1 tRNA gene and 2 rRNA genes are annotated in these 2,356 nt (G+C 49.7%); all 3 read left to right on the top strand.

What is annotated here, in order from left to right:
• A 16S ribosomal RNA gene (locus tag A5877_RS17015) occupies positions 1–537 on the top strand; the annotation flags it as partial.
• A gap of 76 nt (positions 538–613) precedes the next feature.
• Positions 614–686: transfer RNA gene (locus A5877_RS17010), tRNA-Ala, on the top strand.
• A gap of 179 nt (positions 687–865) precedes the next feature.
• Positions 866–2,356 (top strand): 23S ribosomal RNA (locus A5877_RS17005); the annotation flags it as partial.

Below are 2,356 nucleotides of genomic sequence, written 5' to 3'. Positions count from 1 at the left end.
CACTCTAGAGATAGAGCTTCCCCTTCGGGGGCAAAGTGACAGGTGGTGCATGGTTGTCGTCAGCTCGTGTCGTGAGATGTTGGGTTAAGTCCCGCAACGAGCGCAACCCTTATTGTTAGTTGCCATCATTTAGTTGGGCACTCTAGCGAGACTGCCGGTGACAAACCGGAGGAAGGTGGGGATGACGTCAAATCATCATGCCCCTTATGACCTGGGCTACACACGTGCTACAATGGGAAGTACAACGAGTTGCGAAGTCGCGAGGCTAAGCTAATCTCTTAAAGCTTCTCTCAGTTCGGATTGTAGGCTGCAACTCGCCTACATGAAGCCGGAATCGCTAGTAATCGCGGATCAGCACGCCGCGGTGAATACGTTCCCGGGCCTTGTACACACCGCCCGTCACACCACGAGAGTTTGTAACACCCGAAGTCGGTGAGGTAACCTTTTTGGAGCCAGCCGCCTAAGGTGGGATAGATGATTGGGGTGAAGTCGTAACAAGGTAGCCGTATCGGAAGGTGCGGCTGGATCACCTCCTTTCTAAGGAATATTTCGGAAGACTACACATCGTTTGCCTTTGTTCAGTTTTGAGAGGTCTACTCTCAAGTAAATACCCGGGGCCTTAGCTCAGCTGGGAGAGCGCCTGCTTTGCACGCAGGAGGTCAGCGGTTCGATCCCGCTAGGCTCCATTAACGACAATGGTCGTTATGCTTTGTTCATTGAAAACTGGATATCGAAGAAAAAATCAAAACAAGTAACACACACCGAGTTGAAATGTTAAAAGAGTTTTTTAATAAGTTCAACGCTTATTTTCTTGAGCAACCTTCTATCGCTAGAAGAAGTACTCAAAACCGACCGTAAGGTCAAAGGTTAAGTGAATAAGGGCGCACGGTGGATGCCTTGGCACTAGGAGCCGATGAAGGACGGGACTAACACCGATATGCTTTGGGGAGCTGTAAGTAAGCTATGATCCAGAGATTTCCGAATGGGGAAACCCAGCATCTTTTATAGGATGTTACGTCTGCGTGAATACATAGCGCAGTCGAGGTAGACGCAGAGAACTGAAACATCTAAGTACCTGCAGGAAGAGAAAGAAAATTCGATTCCCTGAGTAGCGGCGAGCGAAACGGGAAAAGCCCAAACCAACAAGCTTGCTTGTTGGGGTTGTAGGACTCCGATATGGTAGTCTATTCAGATAGTCGAAATACTTGGAAAAGTATGTCAAAGAGGGTAAAAACCCCGTAGGCGAAATTTGGATAACACCTAGGAGGATCCTGAGTACGGCGGAACACGAGGAATTCCGTCGGAATCCGGGAGGACCATCTCCCAAGGCTAAATACTCCCTAGTGACCGATAGTGAACCAGTACCGTGAGGGAAAGGTGAAAAGCACCCCGGAAGGGGAGTGAAATAGATCCTGAAACCGTGTGCCTACAACAAGTTAGAGCCCGTTAATGGGTGATAGCGTGCCTTTTGTAGAATGAACCGGCGAGTTACGATAGCATGCGAGGTTAAGTTGAAGAGACGGAGCCGCAGCGAAAGCGAGTCTGAATAGGGCGAATGAGTATGTTGTCGTAGACCCGAAACCATGTGATCTACCCATGTCCAGGTTGAAGGTGCGGTAAAACGCACTGGAGGACCGAACCCACGTACGTTGAAAAGTGCGGGGATGAGGTGTGGGTAGCGGAGAAATTCCAAACGAACTTGGAGATAGCTGGTTCTCTCCGAAATAGCTTTAGGGCTAGCCTCGGAATTGAGAATGATGGAGGTAGAGCACTGTTTGGACTAGGGGCCCATCTCGGGTTACCGAATTCAGATAAACTCCGAATGCCATTCATTCATATCCGGGAGTCAGACTGTGAGTGATAAGATCCATAGTCGAAAGGGAAACAGCCCAGACCACCAGCTAAGGTCCCCAAATAACTATTAAGTGGAAAAGGATGTGGGGTTGCACAGACAACTAGGATGTTGGCTTAGAAGCAGCCACCATTTAAAGAGTGCGTAATAGCTCACTAGTCGAGTGACCCTGCGCCGAAAATGTACCGGGGCTAAATAGTTTACCGAAGCTGTGGAGTGCACCATAAGGTGCATTGGTAGGAGAGCGTTCTAAGGGCGTTGAAGGTAGATCGTGAGGACTGCTGGAGCGCTTAGAAGTGAGAATGCCGGTATGAGTAGCGAAAGACAGGTGAGAATCCTGTCCACCGAATGACTAAGGTTTCCTGGGGAAGGCTCGTCCGCCCAGGGTTAGTCGGGACCTAAGCCGAGGCCGACAGGCGTAGGCGATGGACAACAGGTTGATATTCCTGTACCCGTTGTTTTTGTTTGAGCAATGGAGGGACGCAGGAGGCTAAGAAGTGCAGA

The organism is Enterococcus sp. 3C7_DIV0644 (genome assembly GCF_002141235.1).
GTDB lineage: Bacteria > Bacillota > Bacilli > Lactobacillales > Enterococcaceae > Enterococcus_D > Enterococcus_D entomosocium.
Note: the sequence above shows the minus strand (reverse complement) of the source record. Positions and strands in the feature narration are given on the sequence as shown.